Below are 18,480 nucleotides of genomic sequence, written 5' to 3' on the forward strand. Positions count from 1 at the left end.
ACATGGACTATCAAACGCTGACTGTCACCATCACGGACCGCATCGGCCACGTCACGCTGAACCGCCCCGACCTGCGCAACGCGTTCAACGAACAAAGCATCGCGGAGCTGGCCCTCGCCTTCGACGAACTGGGACGCAATGAGCTCGTGCGCGCCATCGTGCTCGCCGCGAACGGCCCCGCGTTCTGCGCCGGCGCGGACCTGAACTGGATGAAGAAGATGGCCGGTTATTCGGACAGCGAAAACCGCGCCGACGCCATGCGCCTCGCCGACATGCTGCGCACGATGTATACGTGCCCGAAGCCCGTCGTGGCGAAGGTGCAGGGCGACTGCTACGCCGGCGGCATGGGCCTGGTGGCCGCATGCGATGTCGTCGTGGCCGTCGACACGGCGAACTTCTGCCTGTCCGAGGTAAAACTCGGGCTGATCCCGGCGACGATCTCGCCGTACGTGATCAAGGCGATGGGCGAGCAGGCCGCGCGCCGGTACTTCCTCACGGCCGAACGCTTCGACGCGAAGGAAGCCCACGGCATCGGCTTCGTGCACGAGATCGTGCCGGCCGCGGACCTCGACACGAAGGTCGCCGGCATCGTGCAGGCGCTGGCCAACAACAGCCCGAACGCCGTGCGCGAAGCGAAAAAGCTCGTGCGCGAGATCGCGGGCGAACCCGTCACGGAGGCGCTGCTGGAAGACACGGCCAACCGCATCGCGGTCATCCGCGCGTCGCTCGAAGGGCGCGAGGGCGTCGCCTCATTTCTCGAAAAACGCCGGCCTTCATGGCTGGACTAGCTAGACCAAACAGGACGTAGATTGAAACCCACCACCACCTCCTCCGACTGGATCGCGCGCAGCCTGCGCAGCGTCTGGCATCCATGCACGCAAATGCAGCACCACGAAGAGATGCCGCTGATCGCCGTCAGCCACGCCAAGGGGCCATGGCTGTACGACCATGAAGGCCGGCGCTACCTGGACGGCATCAGTTCGTGGTGGGTCAATTTGTTCGGCCACGCCAACCCGCGCATCAACGCGGCGTTGAAGGACCAGCTGGACAAGCTCGAACACGCGATGCTCGCGGGTTTTACGCATGAACCGGTGATCGAGCTGTCGGAACAACTGGCCGCGCTGACGGGCCAGCAGCTGGGCCACGCGTTCTACGCATCCGACGGCGCATCGGCCGTCGAGATCGCGCTGAAAATGAGCTTCCATTACTGGCGCAACGCCGGCTATGCGGGCAAGCAGGAATTCGTCTGCCTGCAGGGCTCCTACCACGGCGAGACCGTCGGCGCGCTGGGCGTGACGGACGTCGCGCTGTTCAAGGATGCGTACGGCCCGCTGCTGCGCGCCGCGCGGACCGTGTCGTCGCCCGATGCGCGCAACGCCGTCGACGGCGAGTCCGCGCAGGATGTCGCGCTGCGTGCCGCGAAGGATGTCGAAGCGCTGTTCGCGGAACAGGGCGACAAGATCGCCGCCATCATCGTCGAACCGCTCGTGCAGTGCGCGACGGGCATGGCGATGCACGACCCGCTGTACCTGCAGCGCCTGCGCGAGCTGTGCGATAAATACCACGTGCACCTGATCGCCGACGAGATCGCGGTCGGCTGCGGCCGCACCGGCACGTTCTTCGCATGCGAACAGGCGGCGATCTGGCCGGACTTCATGTGCCTGTCGAAGGGCATCAGCGGCGGCTATCTGCCGCTGTCGCTCGTCCTCACCACCGACAAGGTCTATGAGGCGTTCTACAGCGAGGACATCACGCGCGGCTTCCTGCACTCGCACTCGTACACGGGCAACGCGCTGGCCTGCCGCGCCGCGCTGGCCACGCTGCGGATCTTCCAGGACGACGACGTATTGAACAAGAACCGCGAGACGGCCACGCGCCTGATGCTGGAACTGGCGCCGCTGCTGGACCACAAGCGCGTGACCAACTTCCGCCAGCGCGGCATGATTCTCGCGTTCGACGCGGTCGAGCCGGACACGCAGCGCGCCTCGACCTTCGCACGCCGCTTCTTCACGAGCGCCGTGGAAAACGAGTTACTGCTGCGGCCCATCGGACGCACCGTGTACATGATGCCGCCGTACGTGCTGGACGAGGAAGAGATCGTGGGCCTCGCCGCGCGCACGCGCAAGGTGTTCGAATCGGTGATCGCGGAGTGACGATGAACTTGATGGATAAAGTCCGCGCCCAGCTGGACGAGCTGGCAAACCACAGCCTGACCCGCCACCGGCGCACGGCAGAGACGCCCTGCGCGCCGCGCCAGGTCGTCGACGGCCGCGACATGCTCGCGTTCTGCAGCAACGATTACCTAGGCCTCGCCGCCCACCCGCGCGTCGTGGAAGCGCTGCGCGAAGGTGCGAGCCTGTACGGCGCCGGCAGCGGCGCGTCGCACCTCGTGTCGGGCCACAGCCGCGCGCACGCCCTGCTCGAAGAACGACTCGCCGCGTTCGAAGCGCCGCACCTCGAATCCGCACGCGCGCTGTACTTCTGCACCGGCTACATGGCGAACCTCGCCGCGCTGACGGGGCTCGGCAGCACGCTCGACGCGATGATCTTTTCGGAAGCGCTGAACCACGCCTCGCTGATCGACGGCGCCCGCCTCGCGCGCGCGGGCGTGACCGTGTACCCGCACGGCGACGTGGCCGCGCTGGAAGAGAAGCTCGCGGCGAGCGCCGCGCCCACCAAAATCGTCGTCACGGACAGCGTGTTCAGCATGGACGGCGACCTCGCCCCGCTGCCCGCGCTGCTCGCGCTGTGCGAACGTTATGGCGCGTGGCTCGTCGTCGACGATGCGCACGGCTTCGGCGTCCTGGGAGATAACGGCCGCGGCGCGCTGGAGCATTTCGACCTGCGCTCGCCGCACCTCGTCTACATCGGCACGCTGGGCAAGGCGGCCGGCGTGGGCGGCGCGTTCATCGCGGCGCACGAGGACGTGATCGAGCTGATGATCCAGCGCGCGCGCCCGTACATCTACACGACGGCCGCCGCGCCCGCGCTCGCGCACGCGCTGCTCGCGAGTGTGGATATCATCGAGGGCGATGAAGGTGAAAAACGCCGCGCCGGCCTGCGTGCGCGCATCGCGCAACTGGACGCCGGCCTGCGCCTGGAACGCTGGCAGCGTCCCGTGTCGACGACGGCGATCCAGCCCATCATCATCGGCGCCAACGACGAGGCGATGGCCGCCGCGGCCCGCCTGCACGAGCAGGGGCTGTGGGTGCCGGCGATCCGTCCGCCGACCGTGGCGGTGGGGACGGCGCGCCTGCGCGTCACACTGTCCGCCGCGCATACCGAACAAGACGTCGCGCAGTTGATTACTGCGCTCAACCAGCTGGAAAGGACCTGGGCATGAGTCTGAACGAGCCCGAACAATCCGTCGGCATGGCCGAACCGGCCGCGGTGCCGCTGACCATCCCCGCGCCGCTCGCCGCGGAAGGCGTGCCGACGCGCTTCGCCTGCTTCGTGACCGGCACCGACACGGAAATCGGCAAGACGCTGATCTCCAGCGCCATCCTCCATAAACTCGTGCGCCAGGGCGTGCGTGCGTGCGGCATGAAGCCCATCGCGGCCGGTGCCGAGGAACGCGACGGCGAATTGCACAACGACGACGCGGCCATGCTGCGCGCGGCCGGCAACGTGCTGCTGCCGCAATCGATCACGACGCCCTACATGCTGCGCGAACCGTGCGCCCCGCACATCGCGGCCGCGCTGGAAGGCGTGACCATCGAACCGGTGCCTATCCTGACGGCGTATGCCGAGATCCTGGGCGCGTCCGACGCGACCGTCGTCGAAGGCGTGGGCGGTTTCTGCGTGCCGTTCTCCGAAGATTTCGACAGCGCCGATCTGGCCGTACAATTGGGGTTGCCCGTCGTCCTCGTCGTCGGTATGCGCCTGGGCTGCATCAATCATGCTTTACTGACGGCCGAGGCGATCATCGCGCGCGGCCTCGTGCTTGCGGGCTGGGTCGCCAACCAGGTGGACCCGGACATGCGCTTCGCGATCGACAACGTCGCGGAGCTCGAACGCCGCCTGCCCGCCCCGCTGCTCGGCCGCGTGCCGCGCCTGGACGAACCGACGGCCGCCAAGGCCTCCACTTACCTCGAACTCGCGAGCCTGCCCGGATGGCCGGCCAAGCGAGCCTGACCAAAACAAGGAATCCGAAATGACCCAAGTCGTTACTCTCCACCCGCCGGTCACGCCGGCCTCCCTGCCGAAAGACGCCACCTGGCCCCTCGAAGACGTGCTCGCGCTGTTCGAACTGCCGCTGCCGGACCTGATGTTCCGCGCCCAGCAGGCCCACCGCGCCGAGTTCCCCGACGGCGACGTCGAACTCGCGACCCTGCTGTCGATCAAGACCGGCGGCTGCGAGGAAGACTGCGGCTACTGCCCGCAGGCCGCGCGCTACGACACCGGCGTCGAGGCGAAGAAGATCCTCGACCTCGACACCGTGCTGGACGCCGCCCGCGAAGCGAAGGCCAAGGGCGCAACCCGCTTCTGCATGGGCGCCGCCTGGCGCAGCCCGAAAGAGCGCGACATGGAGAAAGTGGAAGCCATGGTGCGCGGCGTGAAGGCGCTGGGCATGGAAACCTGCGCGACCCTCGGCATGCTGGAAGAAGGCCAGGCCGAGCAACTGAAGCAGGCGGGCCTGGACTACTACAACCACAACATCGACACCTCGCCGGATTTCTACGGCGACGTGATCTCCACGCGCGAATACCGCGACCGCCTTGACACGCTGGGCCGCGTACGCACGGCCGGCCTGAAGATCTGCTGCGGCGGCATCGTCGGCATGGGCGAGACGCGTGCCCAGCGCGCGGGCCTGATCGCGCAGCTGGCCAACATGAACCCGTATCCGGAATCGGTGCCCATCAACCACCTGGTGCAGGTGGAAGGCACGCCGATGCACGGCCTGCCGCCGCTGGATCCGATCGAATTCGTGCGCACGATCGCCGTCGCCCGCATCACGATGCCGAAGGCGCGCGTGCGTCTGTCGGCCGGCCGGCGCGAGCTGGGCGAAGCCGTGCAGGCGATGTGCTTCATGGCCGGTGCCAATTCCATCTTCTACGGCGACAAGCTGCTCACCACGGACAATCCGGAAGCGGACGACGACCGCAAGCTGCTGGAAAAGCTGGGCCTGAAAACGCGCTCGGCAATGCTGGAGTCGGTGCAGAAGGAAAGCTGCGGCTGCTGAAGCCGAAAAAACGCGTTCGACCTGTTCAGCAAAAAGACCCGTCATTCCCGCGAAAGCGGGAATCCATACGCCGCGTGATCCGTGGCTCAGCATGGGTCCCCGCCTCCGCGGGGACGACGTTTGAAGCTAACGTTTACAAAACTTAAAACAGACGAGACACCATGTTCACGAAGATCCTCATCGCCAACCGTGGCGAAATCGCCTGCCGGGTCGCCGCCACCGCGCGCCGCCTCGGCATCAAGACCGTTGCCGTCTATTCGGAAGCCGACGCCGGCGCGAAACACGTGGCGGTCTGCGATGAAGCGATCCTGCTCGGCCCCGCCGCCGCCAAGGACAGCTACCTGCGCGGCGACAAGATCATCGCCGCGGCGCTCGCGACCGGCGCGCAGGCGATCCATCCGGGCTACGGCTTCCTGTCCGAGAACGCCGAATTCGCGGAAGCCTGCGCGGCCGCGAGCCTCGTGTTCATCGGTCCTCCGGGATCGTCGATGCGCGCGATGGGATCGAAGTCCGCCGCCAAGCAGCTGATGGAAGGCGCGGGCGTGCCGCTCGTGCCGGGCTACCACGGCGATGCGCAGGACCCGGAACTGCTGCAATCGGAAGCGAACCGCATCGGCTATCCGGTCCTGCTGAAAGCCAGCGCGGGCGGCGGCGGCAAGGGCATGCGCGTCGTGGAACGGTCCGAGGATTTCCAGGCCGCGCTCGCGTCGTGCAAGCGCGAAGCCATTTCGTCGTTCGGCGACGACAAGGTGCTCGTCGAAAAATACCTCACGCGCCCGCGCCACATCGAGATCCAGGTGTTCGCGGACACGCACGGCAACTGCGTCTACCTGCACGAGCGCGACTGCTCCGTGCAGCGCCGTCACCAGAAGGTGCTGGAAGAAGCGCCGGCGCCGGGCATGCCGCCGGAGCGCCGCGCCGCGATGGGCGAAGCGGCCGTCGCGGCGGCACGTGCCGTGGGCTATGTGGGCGCGGGCACCGTCGAATTCATCGCCAACCAGGACGGCTCGTTCTACTTCATGGAGATGAACACGCGCCTGCAGGTCGAGCACCCCGTCACCGAGATGATCACGGGCACGGACCTCGTCGAATGGCAGTTGCGGGTGGCCGCCGGCCAGCCGCTGCCGAAGCAGCAGCATGAACTCGCGATCGACGGCCACGCGATCGAGGCGCGCGTGTACGCGGAAAATCCGGAGAAAGGTTTCCTGCCCTCGATCGGGACACTCCTCTGCATGGACACCCCACGCCACGTCGCGTTCGAACTGGGCGACGTGCGCATCGATTCCGGCGTGCGCGCGGGCGATGCGATTTCGCCGTTCTACGATCCGATGATCGCGAAGCTGATCGTGTGGGGCGCGGACCGCGCGCAGGCGCTGGCGCGCATGGCGCAGGCGCTGTCCGAATTCCACATCGTCGGCCTCGCGACCAATATCGCGTTCCTGAAACGCCTCGTCGAAGGCGATGCCTTTGCGCATGCCGACCTGGACACGGGCCTGATCGAGCGAAACACGGCCACGCTGTTCCCGCCGGCAGGACCGGCGCCCTTGTCCGCGCTGGCGCTGGCGGCCGTGGCCCTCGTCGCGGCGGAAACTCCCGCAAGCAGCAACCCGGCCGACCCGTGGACCAGCACCCACGGCTGGCGCATGAACGGCACGTATCGCCGCCGGCTGGCGTTCGGCGACGAGTACGCGGCCACGACCCAGGCCAAGGTCTATGCAATCGACATGGCCTATCATGCGCATGGCTGGACGCTCGAAGCGGACGGCAAGGCCCATCCGCTGGCGCTTGTTTCGCAACATGACAGCCGCTACGCGATCCGCCTGGACGGCCAGGCGATCCAGGGCGCGGTGCGGCGCGACGGCGAAACGCTGCACGTGTTCACGGGCGGCCTGCACCACGTGCTGGATTGGCACGATCCGCTCGCGCATGCCGGCGAGCACGAGACGGCGGACGGCCGCCTCACCGCGCCGATGCCGGGCAAGGTGGTGGCCGTGATCGCGTCCAGCGGACAGCTCGTCAAGAAAGGCGAGCCGCTCGTGATCATGGAAGCGATGAAGATGGAACACACGATTGCCGCACCGAGCGACGGCCTGGTCGAGGAAGTGTTGTACCAGGTCGGCGACCAGGTCGCGGATGGAGCACCGCTGCTGGCCTTCAAGGCGGCAGCGTAATCAACGCCGTGGCGGAGACCGCGGCGCAGACCTACCAACGAGACAGCAAACGCAAACATCCATAACAATCAGGAGACAAGACATGCGGATACTGCTGTACCGGGGCGACGGCGTCATCGAACCGTGGGCCCGTGATTTTGCCGCTGCATTGCCGCACGCGGAGACCGTCGTGTGGCGCGAGAACATGTCGCTGGCGTCGCAACCGCCTTGCGACTACGCCGTCGTGTGGGCGCCGACGACGCAGCTGCTCGACCAGCTGGCCCACGTCAAGGCGATCTTCCTGATGGGCGCCGGCGTGGACGCGCTGCTGAAGTTCGGCGACGCGCTGCCGCACGTCCCCATCGTCCGCCTCGGCGATGCGGGCATGGCCGAGCAGATGGCGGAGTACGTCGCATATGCAACGTTGCGCTACTTCCGCCGCTTCGACGACTACGAGCAGCAGGCGCGCCAGGGCATCTGGAATCCGCTGGAAACGCGCCGCCGCAAGGCCGACTTCACGGTCGGCGTGCTGGGCCTCGGCAAGCTCGGGATGCCCGTGTTGCGCACGCTGCGCCAGCTCGGCTTTCCCGTGCGCGGCTGGAGCCGGTCGCCGAAAGACGTGCCGGGCGTGCCGTGCTTTGCCGGCATGGACGAACTGGGCGACTTCCTGTCCGGGACGCAGGTCCTCGTCTGCATGCTGCCGCTCACGCCCGAGACGACGAACCTGCTCGACCGCGCGCACCTGTCGCAACTGCCCGAAGGCGCCTACGTGATCAACGTGGCGCGCGGCGCGCTGCTGGCCGAGCCGGACCTGCTGGCGCTGATCCGCGCCGGCCACATCGCGGGCGCCACGCTGGACGTATTCCGCAACGAACCGCTGCCGGCGCCGCATCCGTTCTGGAACGAACCGCGCATCACCATCACGCCGCACATCTCCGCGCTCACCCTGCGCGAGGAAGCCGTACGCCAGATCGCCGCCAAGATCGGCAAGCTGGAACGGGGCGAGGCCATCGACGACATCGTCGACCGCGCCCGCGGCTATTAGGAAATCATCATGCACAACCAACTGCCGAAACACGTCAAGATCGTCGAAGTCGGCCCGCGCGACGGGCTGCAGAACGAAAAAGAAGCGGTGTCCGCCGCGGTCAAGATCGAACTGGTCGACCGCCTGTCGCGCGCCGGTTTCACCAACATCGAGGCGGCGTCGTTCGTCTCGCCGAAATGGGTGCCGCAGATGGCGACGAGTGCCGAGGTCATGGCCGGCATCGCCCGCCGTCCCGGCACGCTGTATTCCGCGCTGACGCCGAACATGCAGGGCTTCGAGGCGGCGCTCGCCGCGCAGGCCGATGAAGTCGTGATCTTCGGTTCCGCGTCGGAAGCGTTCTCGCAGCGGAACATCAACTGCTCGATCGCGGAATCCATCGCCCGTTTCGAACCCGTGGCGAAGGCGGCGAAGGACAATGGCCTGCGCCTGCGCGGCAGCATCAGCTGCGCGTTCGGCTGCCCGTACCAGGGAGACGTACCGCTGGATGCGGTCGCGGACGTCGTGGGCCGCATGCGCGACCTGGGCTGCGACGAGATCGACATCGCCGACACGATCGGCGTCTCGACCCCGCGCAAGACGCAGGCCGTGATGGAGACGGCGGCGCGCGCCTTCGCGCTGGACCGCATCTCCGGCCACTTCCACGACACCTACGGCCAGGCGCTCGCCAACATCTACGCCAGCCTGGAACTGGGCGTCACGATCTTCCACTCGTCCGTGTCGGGCCTGGGCGGCTGCCCGTATGCGAAAGGCGCGACGGGCAACGTGGGGACCGAGGACGTGGTCTACATGCTGAATGGACTGGGAATCGAGACGGGCATAGCCCTGGATGTCGTCGTGGAGGCGGGCGCGTTCATTTCGCAGCATCTCGGCCGCAAGGGCGCGAGCCGGGCCGGCAATGCATTGTTGGCGAAGAGAACGTTGTAACAAATGAAAAAGGCCGACGATCTCTCGTCGGCCTCTTGCTATACTGGTCGGAGTACAAGGATTCGAACCTTGGACCCTCTGGTCCCAAACCAGATGCGCTACCGGGCTGCGCTACACTCCGAAGACAGCCATCATACCGTCCGGGTACTGTCCAGGTCAAGGAAAGCCCGTGAATCCGTGGTTTTCCGTACAGGTGAAGACGTGACGTTTGCAATCGACAACATCGACGGCGCCCTCCCCGACCGCAAGCAAATGAACCGCATCGCGGCCGGCATCGCGCTGTCGGTGCTCGCGCACGCGCTGCTGCTCGCGTTCCATCGCCAGCCTGCCGCGACCTTGCCCGCCGCGCCGCCGGAACGGCTCACGATCCGCCTGCAAGCCGCGCCGCCCGTGCAAGTGCAACCGGCCGAGGAGCCGCCGAAACCGATCCCGCGCGCGCAGCCGCCCGCAAGGAAAACCCGCCCCGTGATCGCCGTGCCTGTGGAAAAACGCCAGTCGACCGAGGAAACCTATGCCGTGAAACCGGCACCGGACACGCCCGCGCCGCCGCCGGAACCCGCGACGACGACGCGGCATTTCGACATCGACGCGGCCCGCAGCATGGCGCGCGGCATGGCGACGAAGCTGGCCAACGAACCCGATCCGGACAAGGTGGGCACGGCGCTCGAACGCCTGCCGAAACCGGCGCTGCAAACGGAAAGCAAGTTCGAACGGGCGATCAAGCAGGCCAAGCGGCCGGATTGCAAGGATGGCGTGCCCGGGGGCTTGCTGGCACCGATCTTCCTGGCGATGGACAAAAAAGATAGTGGGTGCAAGTGGTAACCGACTGTCATTCCCGGCATTGCCGGAAATGACTTCCCGCGCACGCGGGAATCCATACTGAACCACCAAAGCCGTGACGTTGCAATTACTGCGGCATCTTTGAAGTCTGACTTCGGATAGTCCGCATGGGTTCCCGCTTTCTCGGGAACGACGTTTGTCAGCCCTTGATCTGCAACGCCCGCTCGTACAACGCGTTCTTCTTCTTCCCGGTAATCTGCGCCGCCAGCGCGGCAGCCTGTTTCACCGAACACTCTTCCAGCAGGATGCGCAGCACGCGCTCCGCTTCGACGTCGCCTTCGTCGTCCTCCGTCTGCGCACCTTCGACCAGCACGACGAATTCGCCGCGCTCGCGGTTCGCGTCGGCCTTCACCCAGGCCAGCGCGTCGGCAAGCGGGCAGCGGTGGATTTCCTCGAACAATTTCGTCAGCTCGCGTGCAAAGACCACCTGGCGCGTCGGCTCGAATGCGGCGACGAGAGATTCCACACAGTCCGTGATGCGATGCGGTGCCTCATAAAACACGAGCGTCGCCGGCACGGCCTTGAGCGTGGCCAGTTCCGATTCGCGCTGCTTCGTCTTCGCGGGCAGGAAGCCGACAAAATAGAAGCGGTCGTTCACGAGGCCACTCGCCGACAGCGCCGCGATGGCCGCCGATGAGCCGGGCACCGGGACGACGTTCAGCCCGGCGTCGCGCACCGCGTCGACGATGCGCGCGCCCGGGTCGGACACGGCTGGCGTGCCCGCATCCGACACGAGCGCCACGCGCTCGCCCGCGCGCAGGCGCGTGACGAGTTTCTCGGCAACCTCGCGTTCGTTGTGCTGGTGCGCGGCGATCATCTGCTTGTTCAGGCCGAAACGGGTCAGCAGCGTACCGGTCTTGCGCGTGTCCTCGCAGGCGACGACGTCGGCCAGCAGCAGCACGTGCAGCGCCCGAAGGGTGATGTCGGTGACGTTGCCGATGGGTGTGGCCACCACGTAAAGCGTTGCGGTAGGATAGGACTGCTGGGCGGCCTCGCCCATGACGGGCAGTTGGGCGATCTGGCTGGACTGGGTTTCTGTCATGTTGGGGATACGGATGAAGATTCTCGAGGCACTGTGCGCCCGGCTGGCCTGGCTGCTCATCATGATGAGTGTCGGTGGCCACGCCCTTGCCGGCACGCCATGTGCCGGGCCGCAGCGATTGTGCGCGTCCGTGGACACTAACACAAGTGCGCACGCGCCCCTCCTCGCGATGCTGGATCCCGCCATCCAGCCGCGCCCGGCCCGGCCGCCACCGAACGAACCCGCGCCGCCGCCGCCACCGTCCGCCGCCCCCATCCGCATCGCCCTGCTGCTGCCGATGCGATCCAGCACGCTGGCAACGGCCGCCGAAGCGGTTCGCGCCGGCTTCATGGCGAGCATGGAACGGGACGGCACCGGCTTCAAGGCCGAGGTCGTCTCGACGGGCGACGCGCCGCGCGACGTGCTCGACGCGTACGCGCGCGCGGCGGTGGCCAGCGACATCATCGTCGGTCCGCTCGCGCGTTCTGCCGTGGCGGCGCTGGCCGACAGCGATGCCGTCACGCGCCCGACCGTCGTGCTGAGCGTGCCGGAAGGCCGATCCAGTGTGCCACGGGGGATGCTCGTGGCCGGCCTGTCGATCGAGGACGAGGCGCGCCAGGTGGCGGAATGGGCCGCGCGCGAGCATCCGCACGGCCGTGCCCTGGTCCTCACGGGCGGCGCGGCCTGGGCGCAGCGGGCGGCCGGCGCGTTCGAGGCGCGCTGGGTCCGGCTGGGCCACACGAACCAGCGTTTCGCGATCCCGTCCGGCGAAGGGGGCAAGGCTGCCATCGGGGAGCTGAAGCAGAAACTGGAGATCGACCCGCCCGACCTGCTGTTCGCCGCACTCGACAGCGCCGCGCTGCGCCCCGTGCGTGCGCTGGCCTCCGCGATCCCCTGCTATGGCGGCGGCGCGGCGAATCCGGGGCGGTCGACGGTGCCGGACGCGCCCGGCCTCGACGGCGTACGCCTCCTCGACCTGCCGTGGATCGTGCTGCCCGACCACCCGGCCGTGATGGTCTACCCGCGCCCGCTGGATACGGAACAGCCGCTCGACATGGACCGTTTATATGCCCTCGGCATCGACGCCTTCCGCGTCGCGCGCGAACTGGCACTGCGGGATGGCGCGCCGTTCAACATCGATGGCGTCACGGGCCGGCTCGACGTGGTCGCCGGCCCCGACGGGCAATTGCAGCTGCAGCGGGTCGAGGCGGCCGTCGTGGTCCGCGGCGGCGCATTCGAACCCGTCAAAGGCCGCTGACATGTGGCCGACCCGGCTGTCGCGCAAGCAGGAGCAGGGACGCGCGTGGGAAGACGTGGCCCTGGCCCATCTCGAGCGCCACGGCCTCGTGCTGGTGGAAGCGAATTTCCAGTGCAAGCTGGGAGAAATCGACCTGATCCTGCGCGACGGCGCCACGCTCGTGTTCGTCGAGGTACGCCAGCGCGCGGCCGGGGCTCCGGTCAGCGCGGCGGAAAGCATCGGTCCGGCGAAAATCCGCCGCATCATCCGCGCCGCCCAGTTTTATTTGCAACGTTTCAATCGCCTGCCACCCTGCCGCATCGACGTCGTCGCCATCGATGGCAACCATGTCGAATGGTTAAGGAACGCCATTGAGACTAGCGTTTAAAAACCTGCTGCGCGTTGCATTTTTGGCCGGGCCGCGCAGGATGCGATGCTCGCTGTACTATTCGTACAGCCGCGCTTCTCGGCCAAAACTGCTGCCGCTCGCGACGGTTTTGAAAGGCTTGGAAGTGTAAGCATTTTTTGCTGGGCTTGATCGCTGGGCATTGCCACTGCACTATAATCTTTGACCATGAATACTCAACGCATCCTCGCCCACTTCCAGGAAAGCGCCGAACTCAAGTTGAAGTCGGCGAATCTCCTCGCACAACCGATTTCCCAAGCGATTGAGCTGATGTTCAATGCGCTTTCCAACGGCAACAAAATCCTCTCATGCGGCAACGGCGGCTCGGCCGGCGACTCGCAGCACTTCGCCGCCGAACTGGTCGGCCGCTTCGAGCGCGAACGCTTCCCGCTGCCGGCGATCGCGCTCACCACCGACACGTCGATCATCACGGCCGTCGGCAACGACTACAGTTTCAACGAAATCTTCAGCAAGCAGGTGCAGGCGTTCGGCCAGGCCGGCGACATCCTGCTGGCGATTTCCACGTCGGGCAACTCGGGCAACGTGCTGGCCGCCGTCGAAGCCGCGCTGGAGCGCGAGATGCGCGTCGTCGCCCTGACCGGCAAGGACGGCGGCAAGATCGCCCAGATGCTGACCGACGCCGACGTCCACATCAACGTGCCGCATTCCCGCACCGCCCGCATCCAGGAAGTCCACCTGGTCGCGATCCACAGTATCTGCGACGGTCTCGACGTCGCCCTGTTCGGAGAAGAAGATGCAAATTAACGCCGGCGCCGTGCTGCGTCCCCTGTCGAAGGCCGTGCTGTGCGTGGCCCTGCTGTCGTCCCTGCAAGGCTGCGTCGCGGTCGTGGCAGGTGCCGCCGTCAGCGGCGCCGTCGCGACGGCCGACCGCCGCACGCTGGGCGCGCAGACCGAGGACAAGGGCATCGAACTGAAAGCCGCGGCCCGCATGGGCAACATCGTCGGCGACGCCGGCCACGTCAACATCAACAGCTACAACCGCAAGGTGCTGCTGACCGGCGAGGTGAAGGACGAGGCGATGAAGCGCGCAGTGGAAAACGAAGTGCGCGGCATTACCAATGTCGATAACGTCATCAACGAACTGCAGATCGCCGGCCCGTCCAGCTACACGTCGCGCGCCAGCGACGCCCTTATCACCAGCAAGGTCAAGCTCAGCCTCGCGGACAAGAAGACCGTGTCGGCCACCTCGTTCCAGGTCGTGACGGAGGGCGGCACCGTCTACCTGATGGGTCTCGTGACTCAGCGCGAAGGCAATATCGCCGCCGATGTTGCCCAGGGCGTGTCGGGCGTCATGCGCGTGGTTAAAATGTTCGAGTACATCAGCGAAGAAGACCTGCGCTCGATGTCGCCGCCGCAACAGCAGCAACCCGAGCCGCGGGGCACGTCGTAACACACCGGATGATGGGATGAGACCATGACCACCTCACAACGCACCTGGATCAAGCCGGCCGCCATCGGCGCGGCCGTACTGGCGCTCGCGGGCATCGGTTACGCCACGTTCAGCCAGCAGCAGCAGGCGCCCGACGTCACGTTCATCACCATCGCCGGCCAGAAGATCAGCTCGCAGGAGCTGCGGGGCAAGGTTGTCATGGTCAATTTCTGGGCGACGTCGTGCGCCACCTGCGTGAAAGAAATGCCGCAGATGGTCGAGACGTACAACAAGTTCAAGCAGGACGGCCTGGAATTCGTCGCCGTGGCGATGAGTTACGATCGGCCGGACTATGTGTTGAACTATACCGAGACGCGCAAGCTGCCGTTCAAGGTGGCCCTCGATTCCGGCGGAGACCTGGCCAAGCAGTTTGGTGACGTCAACATGACGCCGACCACTTTCGTCATCGGCAAGGATGGCAAGATCCTCAAGCGCTACCTGGGCGAGCCGGATTTTGCATCGCTGCACGCATTGCTGCAGAAATCCCTGAAGTCCTGACGTTCCCGCGCACCGCTGACCTCCCGCAAACGCCGAGGTCCTGTTCGGCCCAAGCTTGATGCCGGCAAAGGAGAAGGCGATGCGCAAGCTGATCACGTACGTGCTCGTTGCGGGCCTGCTGACGGCAGCAGGCTGCAGCAGCGTGGACACCGGTCTGCGCAACACCGTGGTGTTGCATTACCAGCACGTCGCCAACGTCCACCGGATCGATTTCACCACGCCCGTCGCGCTGCCGAACCGCGCGCCCGTCCAGTTCGTGCTGCCGCTGGATTCGCACGGATTCTGGGCCGTGTTCCTGCTGTGCGACCTGGACGTCACGGGCGCCAACATTCCGAGTTTTTATTTCGACGCCGACCGCCTGCGCGTGCAATACGGCGACCAGCGCTACGGACCGCTGCGGCCGTACACGCTGCGGCTGGAAGACACGGCCGACATCAACAGCCGCTTCGACACCGGCGCCCTCGCGGATGCGATCGCGGCCGAACTCCAGCGCGGGCCGTCGAGCCAGGTCTTCCGGCACGGCTATTACGCGCAGCTGCATTACCGCTTCGCCGTCTACGTGCCGCGCGCGCTGCCCGACTATTCCGGCGACCAGTTACGCCTGCGCTACGAAGGCGGACAGACACTGGCACTGGGCAATGGCTATCCGCCCGCCGACATCGCAAACGCCGGCCCTGGCGGTCCGGGCATTGCCGCGCGCTGCCTGCCGTGACGGTGTGCGCCGGCCAGCCGGGCCCGGTGCTAAGATGGCTCTTTGGATCTCATCAACACATCCACCATGCTGCCGGAAGCCGAACTCGTCGCGCGCCTGTGCCTTGCGGCCCTGCTGGGCGGGGCCATCGGGTTCGAGCGCGAGCGCCTGTCCTGGGCGGCGGGGTTGCGGACACACATGCTGGTCTGCGTCAGTTCCTGCCTGATCATGATCGTTTCGGCCTATGGCTTCAACGACGTATTGAACCACGACCATATTTCGCTCGACCCGTCGCGCGTGGCAGCCCAGGTCGTGTCCGGTATCGGCTTCCTGGGTGCGGGATCGATCCTGCTGCGCGGCGACGTCGTGCGCGGCCTCACGACGGCCGCCAGCCTGTGGTCGGTGGCGGCCGTCGGCCTGGCGGTGGGCGGCGGCCTGTACGTGGCGGCAGTCGCGGGCACGACCATCATCCTGTTCATCCTGGCCGCGATGAAACCGCTGGAGCAACGCTATTTCTCGTCCAGGCAAAAGCGCGAACTGGTGCTGTCGGCCGAGCGGGGCCGGCTCACGCTGCACGTGCTGGAGAAGGAACTCGGTCCGGTGACGAACCGCATCGGCACGTTCATCGTCCAGCAGAGCGAAGAGACGGGGAACCTGGACGACGTCCTCATCGCGTTCTCGCGCATGTCCGAGGCGGAATTCCACGCGTTGCTCGACCGCCTGCGCGCCATCCCGGGCGTGCACCGGGTCGAAGTGAAGAGTCGCCCCGACCGGCGCACATCGGCGTAAGCTGGCGTCATGACACGGAGACAATCATGGATGCGAGCAACCAACCATTGACGGTCGAGCAGGCCTACCGCGCCATGCTCGCCTTTCTCGAACGCGAAGTCGACCTGACGGAATCGAGCGACCTGGCCGACCTGCTGGCCGGCTACCGGCTGGATGAAGACGGCCGGACGAGCGATCCGGCCTTGTGGGAAGAGTGGCTGGAAGCCGTCGGGCGGGCCCGGCAGCTGCCATGAACCGGGCTGCTTACCAGCGCCCCCGCTCCTTCTTGGCCTGCCGCTTGCGCGTCGCCGCGTTCTGCTGCTGCAACAGCGCATCGACACGCTCGGACGCTTCGCGCGCCAGCGTCTGCGCTTCCTCGATGCTGGGGAAGAATTCCGGCATCCGATAGCCGAGCCAGGCATAGGCCGAGTACATGCGGCACGTGTCCTCGACTTCCTGCAGGTTTTGCCAGAACAATTCCTGCGGATGGGGCTGGAGCTTGCAGACCTTCCGCTTCGCCAGCGACTGCGCCCAGTGCGACCACGCGCTTTCCAAGGTCGGCACCCTGGTCGAAATGGGCACGAGCGACATCGTGAATTTCTCCGCCACGCTCAGGTCCAGCGTATCGAGCCACTCCGCGCGCTCGTTCTGTTCTTCCGTGATGCGCGGGTAGAAAAAGCCGTCCGGCACGTCGATGTTGTGCACGAAGCGTTTCAGCAATTTCACCAGCGACGTCTCGCCCGTCACCGACGAGATGCGGTGCAATTGCTCCAGCGACGGGGCGACCGCGAAACCGCTGGCCGGCACGGGCGGGATCTTTTCCTTCATCAACGAGCGCATGACCTCGTGCGTGTCGTCGTCGTAGCCGGCGACAAAACCTTCCTCGTGCACGCCGTAGCGGCCCGCGCGGCCGGCGATCTGCTTGGCGAGCGCGGCCGAGATTTCTTCTTCCTCGACACCGTTGTACTTGACGGCCGTTGTCATCACGATGCGCTGGATCGGCATGTTCAAACCCATCGCGAGGGCGTCCGTGCCGACGACGATGTCGGCCTGCCCTTCGCGGAACCGCTCGGCCTGCGCGCGCCGCACTTCCGGAGATAAATTGCCGTAGACGGTTGCGACGGACAGGCCCATTTCCGTGATCATGTCGCGCCACATCAGCACCTCGCGCCGCGAGAAGGCGATGACGGCGTCGCCCCGCTTCAGGTTCCTCAGCTTGCGCACGGCGCCGGGTTCCATCGACAGCGGTGCCTTGCGTTTCAGTACGTGGACTTCGAGCGGACACTCCAGGCGCTCGGCCAGCGCCTCGATCGCGCGCCGCGCTTCCGGCGCGCCGACGAGGTACACAGTCGACGCCGGCGCACCGCACACGGCGGCCGTCCAGGCAGCGCCGCGGTCGCGGTCGGCCAGCATCTGGATCTCGTCGATGACCGCGACCTGCACGGGCGTCTTCGTGTCCAGCATCTCGACGGTGCTCGCGACGTGCGTCGCCCCTTCCGCCAGGCGGCGTTCCTCGCCCGTGATCAGGCTGACCTTGATGGGTTCGCCATCCGCATCGACCGTGTTCTGCAGGCGCTCGTAGTTTTCCAGCGCGAGCAGACGCAGCGGCGCGAGGTAGACGCCGCTGTCGGCCTGCGCCAGGTGTTCCATCGCGCGGTGCGTCTTGCCGGAGTTGGTCGGGCCCAGCAGCGCGATGAAGCGGCGCGTCATCTTGTTGGCCACGTCGAACGACGCCGGATACTCGGCCAGGTTGATGCTTTCCTTGGTGCGCGCGGCGTGGCGCTCTTCCTGCTCGCGCTCGCCGGCGTGCAGCAGGCGCTGGCGGATGCGGTCGAACACGAACTCGGCCGGCTCGGACGTTTCCAGCTCCTCCAGCACGTGCAGGAACAGCATCGGGTCGAAGCCGAACTCGTCGGCCTGGTCGGCGATTTCGCGCACGAATTCCTCGACCTCCTGGTTCAGGTCGTCGACGGCGTCGCGCGTGGCCCGCTCCTCGACGAGCGCGCGCCGGGCCAGCAGGTCCATCTTGCGCCACTTGCTCGGCTTGGCCAGCACGCCGCGCGACGGCACGAGGCGATACTCGACGTGCAGGCCGTCCACGCGCACGGCGCCGGCAAAGCGCAGGAAGACGCGGCCTTCCATGCGGACCAGCTCGACACAGCGGGCGTGCAGCCCCAGCTCGCGTTCGAGGAACGCGTCGTCGTCCTGGGTGTTGTCGTCGGAAGGGGTCAAACGGGGGTGGTGTTCGCTCATGTGTCCAATATAGCG

The 18,480-nt window shown here is 66.6% G+C and carries 19 protein-coding genes and 1 tRNA gene; 17 read left to right on the top strand and 3 right to left on the bottom strand.

What is annotated here, in order from left to right:
- Nucleotides 1-2: 2 nt before the first annotated feature.
- From QPK29_RS19125 to QPK29_RS19160, 8 genes are all read left to right on the top strand, one after another.
- Nucleotides 3-788, top strand: coding sequence for an enoyl-CoA hydratase/isomerase family protein (locus tag QPK29_RS19125; RefSeq protein WP_056126015.1), 786 nt, complete (start codon nt 3-5; stop codon nt 786-788).
- A 21-nt stretch (nt 789-809) separates the two neighbouring features.
- Nucleotides 810-2,153, top strand: coding sequence for an adenosylmethionine--8-amino-7-oxononanoate transaminase (bioA, locus tag QPK29_RS19130; protein ID WP_371770753.1), 1,344 nt, complete (start codon nt 810-812; stop codon nt 2,151-2,153).
- A gap of 2 nt (nt 2,154-2,155) precedes the next feature.
- Entirely contained in the window at nt 2,156-3,343 is a 1,188-nt protein-coding gene (gene bioF / locus QPK29_RS19135; RefSeq protein WP_371770754.1) for an 8-amino-7-oxononanoate synthase, read from the top strand.
- Nucleotides 3,340-4,134, top strand: a complete 795-nt coding sequence (bioD, locus tag QPK29_RS19140; RefSeq protein ID WP_371770755.1) for a dethiobiotin synthase — start codon at nt 3,340-3,342, stop codon at nt 4,132-4,134. The genes bioF and bioD overlap by 4 nt, the downstream gene beginning before the upstream one ends.
- 19 nt (nt 4,135-4,153) lie before the next feature.
- Nucleotides 4,154-5,182: a biotin synthase BioB gene (gene bioB, locus QPK29_RS19145; protein WP_056126007.1), complete on the top strand. Its 1,029-nt coding sequence runs from the start codon at nt 4,154-4,156 to the stop codon at nt 5,180-5,182.
- Nucleotides 5,183-5,343: 161 nt separating this feature from the next.
- Entirely contained in the window at nt 5,344-7,353 is a 2,010-nt protein-coding gene (locus QPK29_RS19150) for an acetyl/propionyl/methylcrotonyl-CoA carboxylase subunit alpha (RefSeq protein WP_371770756.1), read from the top strand.
- An 82-nt stretch (nt 7,354-7,435) separates the two neighbouring features.
- Nucleotides 7,436-8,377, top strand: coding sequence for a 2-hydroxyacid dehydrogenase (locus QPK29_RS19155; protein WP_371770757.1), 942 nt, complete (start codon nt 7,436-7,438; stop codon nt 8,375-8,377).
- Between the two features lie 9 nt (nt 8,378-8,386).
- Nucleotides 8,387-9,301: a hydroxymethylglutaryl-CoA lyase gene (locus QPK29_RS19160; RefSeq protein WP_371770758.1), complete on the top strand. Its 915-nt coding sequence runs from the start codon at nt 8,387-8,389 to the stop codon at nt 9,299-9,301.
- Nucleotides 9,302-9,345: 44 nt separating this feature from the next.
- Here QPK29_RS19160 and QPK29_RS19165 read toward each other — a convergent pair.
- Nucleotides 9,346-9,422, bottom strand: a tRNA-Pro gene (locus QPK29_RS19165).
- Between the two features lie 80 nt (nt 9,423-9,502).
- On the opposite strand from QPK29_RS19165, the gene QPK29_RS19170 reads away from it, so the two are divergent.
- Nucleotides 9,503-10,123, top strand: coding sequence for a hypothetical protein (locus QPK29_RS19170; RefSeq protein WP_371770759.1), 621 nt, complete (start codon nt 9,503-9,505; stop codon nt 10,121-10,123).
- Nucleotides 10,124-10,280: 157 nt separating this feature from the next.
- Here QPK29_RS19170 and rsmI read toward each other — a convergent pair whose 3' ends face one another.
- A complete protein-coding gene (rsmI, locus tag QPK29_RS19175; RefSeq protein WP_371770760.1) occupies nt 10,281-11,183 on the bottom strand; it encodes a 16S rRNA (cytidine(1402)-2'-O)-methyltransferase in 903 nt (300 codons plus the stop codon).
- A gap of 13 nt (nt 11,184-11,196) precedes the next feature.
- Between rsmI and QPK29_RS19180 the strand changes: the two genes are divergently transcribed.
- The 8 genes from QPK29_RS19180 to QPK29_RS19215 all read left to right on the top strand — a co-directional run bounded on the left by QPK29_RS19180 (nt 11,197) and on the right by QPK29_RS19215 (nt 16,466).
- Nucleotides 11,197-12,420, top strand: a complete 1,224-nt coding sequence (locus QPK29_RS19180; RefSeq protein ID WP_371770761.1) for a penicillin-binding protein activator — start codon at nt 11,197-11,199, stop codon at nt 12,418-12,420.
- A 1-nt stretch (nt 12,421) separates the two neighbouring features.
- Nucleotides 12,422-12,787, top strand: coding sequence for a YraN family protein (locus tag QPK29_RS19185; RefSeq protein ID WP_371770762.1), 366 nt, complete (start codon nt 12,422-12,424; stop codon nt 12,785-12,787).
- Nucleotides 12,788-12,973: 186 nt separating this feature from the next.
- Nucleotides 12,974-13,570: a phosphoheptose isomerase gene (locus QPK29_RS19190; RefSeq protein WP_371770763.1), complete on the top strand. Its 597-nt coding sequence runs from the start codon at nt 12,974-12,976 to the stop codon at nt 13,568-13,570.
- A complete protein-coding gene (locus tag QPK29_RS19195; protein ID WP_056125990.1) occupies nt 13,560-14,216 on the top strand; it encodes a BON domain-containing protein in 657 nt (218 codons plus the stop codon). Before QPK29_RS19190 ends, QPK29_RS19195 begins: the two co-directional genes overlap by 11 nt.
- Before the next feature lie 24 nt (nt 14,217-14,240).
- Complete coding sequence (locus QPK29_RS19200) at nt 14,241-14,753, top strand: peroxiredoxin family protein (RefSeq protein ID WP_056125988.1); 513 nt, start codon at nt 14,241-14,243, stop codon at nt 14,751-14,753.
- 79 nt (nt 14,754-14,832) lie between these two features.
- Nucleotides 14,833-15,465: a hypothetical protein gene (locus QPK29_RS19205; RefSeq protein ID WP_371770764.1), complete on the top strand. Its 633-nt coding sequence runs from the start codon at nt 14,833-14,835 to the stop codon at nt 15,463-15,465.
- Between the two features lie 66 nt (nt 15,466-15,531).
- Complete coding sequence (locus QPK29_RS19210) at nt 15,532-16,233, top strand: MgtC/SapB family protein (RefSeq protein ID WP_056125984.1); 702 nt, start codon at nt 15,532-15,534, stop codon at nt 16,231-16,233.
- Between the two features lie 26 nt (nt 16,234-16,259).
- Nucleotides 16,260-16,466 carry a hypothetical protein gene (locus QPK29_RS19215; protein WP_160407176.1) on the top strand — a complete coding sequence of 69 codons (207 nt, stop codon included), beginning with the start codon at nt 16,260-16,262 and terminating at the stop codon, nt 16,464-16,466.
- A 10-nt stretch (nt 16,467-16,476) separates the two neighbouring features.
- Here the strand turns inward: QPK29_RS19215 and QPK29_RS19220 are convergent, their stop codons facing one another.
- A complete protein-coding gene (locus tag QPK29_RS19220) occupies nt 16,477-18,465 on the bottom strand; it encodes a helicase-related protein (protein ID WP_371770765.1) in 1,989 nt (662 codons plus the stop codon).
- Nucleotides 18,466-18,480 lie beyond the last annotated feature (15 nt).

This window comes from Massilia orientalis (genome assembly GCF_030411975.2).
In the GTDB taxonomy this organism is placed as follows: domain Bacteria; phylum Pseudomonadota; class Gammaproteobacteria; order Burkholderiales; family Burkholderiaceae_D; genus Telluria; species Telluria orientalis.

Bases quoted from the DNA above. Each gene is read 5' to 3' on its own strand.
- bioD (WP_371770755.1), top strand. From the start codon at position 3,340: ATGAGTCTGAACGAGCCCGAACAATCCGTCGGCATGGCCGAACCGGCC.
- QPK29_RS19190 (WP_371770763.1), top strand. From the start codon at position 12,974: ATGAATACTCAACGCATCCTCGCCCACTTCCAGGAAAGCGCCGAACTC.
- QPK29_RS19125 (WP_056126015.1), top strand. From the start codon at position 3: ATGGACTATCAAACGCTGACTGTCACCATCACGGACCGCATCGGCCAC.
- rsmI (WP_371770760.1), bottom strand. From the start codon at position 11,183: ATGACAGAAACCCAGTCCAGCCAGATCGCCCAACTGCCCGTCATGGGC.
- QPK29_RS19160 (WP_371770758.1), top strand. From the start codon at position 8,387: ATGCACAACCAACTGCCGAAACACGTCAAGATCGTCGAAGTCGGCCCG.
- QPK29_RS19215 (WP_160407176.1), top strand. From the start codon at position 16,260: ATGGATGCGAGCAACCAACCATTGACGGTCGAGCAGGCCTACCGCGCC.
- QPK29_RS19205 (WP_371770764.1), top strand. From the start codon at position 14,833: ATGCGCAAGCTGATCACGTACGTGCTCGTTGCGGGCCTGCTGACGGCA.
- bioF (WP_371770754.1), top strand. From the start codon at position 2,156: ATGAACTTGATGGATAAAGTCCGCGCCCAGCTGGACGAGCTGGCAAAC.
- QPK29_RS19220 (WP_371770765.1), bottom strand. From the start codon at position 18,465: ATGAGCGAACACCACCCCCGTTTGACCCCTTCCGACGACAACACCCAG.
- QPK29_RS19210 (WP_056125984.1), top strand. From the start codon at position 15,532: ATGCTGCCGGAAGCCGAACTCGTCGCGCGCCTGTGCCTTGCGGCCCTG.
- bioB (WP_056126007.1), top strand. From the start codon at position 4,154: ATGACCCAAGTCGTTACTCTCCACCCGCCGGTCACGCCGGCCTCCCTG.
- QPK29_RS19200 (WP_056125988.1), top strand. From the start codon at position 14,241: ATGACCACCTCACAACGCACCTGGATCAAGCCGGCCGCCATCGGCGCG.
- QPK29_RS19180 (WP_371770761.1), top strand. From the start codon at position 11,197: ATGAAGATTCTCGAGGCACTGTGCGCCCGGCTGGCCTGGCTGCTCATC.
- QPK29_RS19150 (WP_371770756.1), top strand. From the start codon at position 5,344: ATGTTCACGAAGATCCTCATCGCCAACCGTGGCGAAATCGCCTGCCGG.
- QPK29_RS19185 (WP_371770762.1), top strand. From the start codon at position 12,422: ATGTGGCCGACCCGGCTGTCGCGCAAGCAGGAGCAGGGACGCGCGTGG.
- QPK29_RS19195 (WP_056125990.1), top strand. From the start codon at position 13,560: ATGCAAATTAACGCCGGCGCCGTGCTGCGTCCCCTGTCGAAGGCCGTG.
- QPK29_RS19155 (WP_371770757.1), top strand. From the start codon at position 7,436: ATGCGGATACTGCTGTACCGGGGCGACGGCGTCATCGAACCGTGGGCC.